This window comes from Mesobacillus sp. (assembly GCF_047739415.1).
Lineage (GTDB): Bacteria > Bacillota > Bacilli > Bacillales > Cytobacillaceae > Mesobacillus.
In genome coordinates, this window is the sequence record NZ_JBIQOE010000092.1 from 1 (window position 1) to 3,741 (window position 3,741).

General features: G+C 43.4%; 5 protein-coding genes and 2 pseudogenes. All 7 read right to left on the reverse strand.

From position 1 onward, the window contains the following. Positions 1–488 (reverse strand): annotated as a pseudogene (locus tag ACH0QE_RS07615) (ribonuclease R); the annotation flags it as partial. An 85-nt stretch (positions 489–573) separates the two neighbouring features. Beyond that, positions 574–1,320 (reverse strand): alpha/beta hydrolase, encoded by a 747-nt coding sequence (locus tag ACH0QE_RS07620; RefSeq protein WP_415800099.1) that lies wholly within the window; start codon positions 1,318–1,320, stop codon positions 574–576. Positions 1,321–1,492: 172 nt separating this feature from the next. Beyond that, complete coding sequence (gene secG / locus ACH0QE_RS07625) at positions 1,493–1,726, reverse strand: preprotein translocase subunit SecG (RefSeq protein ID WP_415800100.1); 234 nt, start codon at positions 1,724–1,726, stop codon at positions 1,493–1,495. Positions 1,727–1,847: 121 nt separating this feature from the next. After that, on the reverse strand, positions 1,848–2,051 hold the full coding sequence (locus ACH0QE_RS07630) for a hypothetical protein (protein ID WP_415800103.1): 204 nt from the start codon (positions 2,049–2,051) through the stop codon (positions 1,848–1,850). Beyond that, on the reverse strand, positions 2,000–2,383 hold the full coding sequence (locus ACH0QE_RS07635) for a polysaccharide deacetylase family protein (protein WP_415800101.1): 384 nt from the start codon (positions 2,381–2,383) through the stop codon (positions 2,000–2,002). The genes ACH0QE_RS07630 and ACH0QE_RS07635 overlap by 52 nt, the downstream gene beginning before the upstream one ends. Continuing rightward, on the reverse strand, positions 2,304–2,663 hold the full coding sequence (locus ACH0QE_RS07640; protein WP_415800102.1) for a polysaccharide deacetylase family protein: 360 nt from the start codon (positions 2,661–2,663) through the stop codon (positions 2,304–2,306). Before ACH0QE_RS07640 ends, ACH0QE_RS07635 begins: the two co-directional genes overlap by 80 nt. A gap of 938 nt (positions 2,664–3,601) precedes the next feature. After that, a pseudogene (eno, locus tag ACH0QE_RS07645) lies at positions 3,602–3,741 on the reverse strand (phosphopyruvate hydratase); the annotation flags it as partial.

A 3,741-nucleotide genomic window follows, 5' to 3' on the forward strand; every position in this document is an offset into this window, starting at 1 on the left:
GTGAACTTTTTATCATCCGGTATCACAAAACCATAGTGCTTGCTTTCGGTATAGGTACCAACAATTTGTGAGACGCCTCTTTCAAGAATACGCACAACTGTCCCTTCACGACGCTGGCCAGAACTGTCCGATGAGACTCGCACTAGTACTGTGTCACCATTCATCGCATTGCTCGTTTCATTCGGCGGGATGAAGATGTCGTCCATGCCCTGTTCTTCTGTGATGACAAAAGCAAACCCCTTAGCATGGGCGCTGTACCGTCCCCGTACGAGATTCATTTTTTCAGGCAGACCATATCGGTCACTTCGAGTCCTGACGACTAACCCCTTTTCCTCCATGACCACTAGCGCTTTAACAAAATCCTTGAATGTCGAGGAGTCCTCGATCCCAAAGGCACTTTCCAGTTCCTGAACTGTAAGGGGCTTATAAGCTTCGTCCTTCATATAATGCAATAGCCTGTCTATATGGCCTTTAATATTCTCATCCATTAATAAATCCCTCCTTTATTGGGCTATTTTCGTAATCTTGTTGCGTTCTTGGTGTAAAAACAACACAATAAATTTTTCTATGTTTTTATTCTTTCCAATTTAATGACTCAAGAAACTCGTAAACATCCTCGTGCAGCTGATCACGTTCTTTATCAAGTGTGATCACATGCCCTGATTCCTCATACCACTTTAACTTTTTATGTTCAGACTCGATGCTGTCATGGATGATATTCGCACTGTCAGGGTCAATGATGATGTCATGTCGCGCCTGGACAACAAAGGTCGGCGTATAAATCAGGTCGATGCTTCCTCGCACTTCCTTGATCAGTTCCTGGAGGTCTTTCAGGGTAGCCATCGATTTTTGTTCGAGGTCCTTTACCTCCGCCTCGATTTGCTCCTCAGGTTTGCCTTCCATCTTCTTATACTCCCGCGCATACTCAAGCACACCGCGGTACATTAACTCTTCCGTCTTAAGATGCATCGGTGCGCACATTGGCACGATTCCCTTGAGTGGCTTTGTATATCCGAGTTTCAGCGAAAGGATGCCGCCCAGCGACAAACCAGCTACAGCAATCTCCTCATAGCCTTCGCTCTTAAGGAATTCGTAGCCATCAAGCGCATCCTGCCACCAATCCTCAGGACCAGTATGTATCAGTTCTTCAGGCGGGACACCATGTCCTTTAAAAACAGGCGCATGGCATGTATATCCTTTTCCTTCTAAAAATCGGCCCATCATCCTGACGTCCGCAGAATTGCCGGTAAATCCATGCAGCAGCAATACCGCTCTTTTTCCAGCTTTAAATGTAAAAGGTCTTGGCACTAACTTTCTCATTTTCCTACTCCCTCTATCAGATATCTTCCTTAGTTTTAACAAACATGCTTGTAACATTCAATCAAAAGCCTTTATATATGTAAATACCCATATTATCGGGAATTATGTGAGGTTTTTGCTTATGTAAACACAATAAAACCCGGCCTCTATTGAAGCCGGGTCATTGTGTGTATTATAGTTCGAAATAAGAAACGGCAATAGTCAAAACAAAGAATAAAACAGACAACACGATCGTGACACGGTGCAGGACAAGGTCAAGGCCTCTTGCCTTTTGCTTGCCGAACAATTGCTCAGCGCCGCCGGAAATCGCACCGGATAGACCAGCACTCTTGCCTGATTGAAGAAGAACAACTCCAATCAGCCCAAGGCTGACGATCACTAAAAGAACAGTTAATAATGTATGCATGACGTACCTCCCGATAAAACTGCTAACAGTATTTTAAATTTATCACATTTTCAGGAATGAAACAATACTTGTCTGAATTGTTATGAATTTTATTGGGCAGGTACTTTGATTTCCACGACTGTCAACGTAATGGTGGAGGAAGCAGTGAATATGATCTGTATAGAAGGTCCGAAACGGTTGTACATTGATAGCCGCTCTTATATAAGATTGCCAGTATGTCTTCCACCGGCTTCACCGTTTGCGAACGGTCTCCCCCAGCATCGTGAAAAATAATTACATCGCCTGGACGAGTATCGGATATGACATTCTGCGTAATCTTTGCCACTCCCGGCCTGCTCCAGTCCCGAGTTTCCTGATGCCATGACCAGAGAATGACCTTATAGCCGCCATCAACCGCAGTATCGATGATTTCCTTATCATAAAAGCCTGCAATCGGCCGGGCCGGAACAGGGAGGGTTTGATCCCAGTCAGGTCTTTGATGACCTCCGCGTTTTTATCCAATTCCTTTTTGAGAATTACTGGGGAATAACCGTCCCGGAAATGGTGCCTATAGGTGTGATTACCTATTTCATGCCCTTCAGCTGCCTGCCTGGCGTTTAACGATTTCCGGGAATCTTTCTGCCTCTTCGCCAATGACAAAAAAAGTGGCCTTGGCATCGTACTTTTTCAGAGCGTCAAGGATTTGCGGAGTGAAGGTCGGATCAGGCCCATCATCGAACGTAAACGCCACAAGCTTCTCATCCACGGGAAGATCCCAGAACACATAGCCAGTCTTTTCGTATTTTGCACGTTTTACAGAGGAAGGCGCTTCTTGCTTAGGCTTTTTTGCTGATGACTCTGCTGTAGGGTTTTGACTGGTTGCTGAAAGAGCTGGTGCAGAAGCTGATGAAGATATAGTAAACGTAATCAAGATAGCGGCAAGAAGATATTTTTTCATATTTCAACCGGCTCCTATCTAAGTTGAGTTTAGCTATAGTATTGTGGATTAACAGCCAGTTTATATCATGGATAGAGGGATGGCTATTTTTACTAGTGGTGTGGCTGGCGGAGTGATGTTTTTTTTTATGACTGATGACGGACATTAGTTTGAGGTTTTCCTCTTATTCTGTCCGTCACGACCTTGATGATGGACAAAAATTTGAGATTTCCTCCTTTTTCTGTCCGTCATGACCTTGATGATGGACAAAAAATCGTGATTCTTCCATTTTTCTGTCCGTCATAACCTTAATGATGGACAATAATTCGAAATCCTCCCCTTTTTCTGTCCGTCATAACCTTTATGATGGACAATAATTCGAGATCCTCCCCCTTTTTCTGTCCGTCATAACCTTTATGATGGACAAAAATTCGAGATCCTCCCCTTTTTCTGTCCGTCATGAAGAATTTCACAAAATCTTGTGTTAAAACCTTAGCTTCAGAAATCTTATATTAGACATTTTGATCGGTTCGTACTCCTGAAATGTCTATTAACCCCCTTTTATTAGACATTTTGAACAGCACACCCTCCTGAAATGTCTATTAAACCCATTTTGTTAGACATTTTGAACAGCTCGGTCTCCTGAAATGTCTATTAAAACCCTTTTGTTAGACATTTTGAACAGCTCGGTCTCCTGAAATGTCTATTAAAACCCTTTTATTAGACATTTTGAACAGCACGCCCTTCTGAAATGTCTATTAAACCCCTTTTGTTAGACATTTTGGTCAACTCGTCCACCTAAAATGTCTATAACAGCCCTTTTATTAAACATTTTGAAGGTACCTTCAACCTGAATTGTCCACTTACCCACAAAAAAAAACACCGGCAGCATCGTCATGCTTCCGGTGTCCTTATGTTACGGGTTCAACCGCCGCATTGGGCGAATTCACCTCATAAAATTACTTCTTAAGGTTGTAGAAAGATTTGATTCCGTTGAAGCGAGCTGTTTCGCCAAGCTGGTCTTCGATGCGAAGAAGCTGGTTGTACTTCGCTACACGGTCTGTACGTGATGGTGCACCAGTCTTGATCTGGCCAGCGT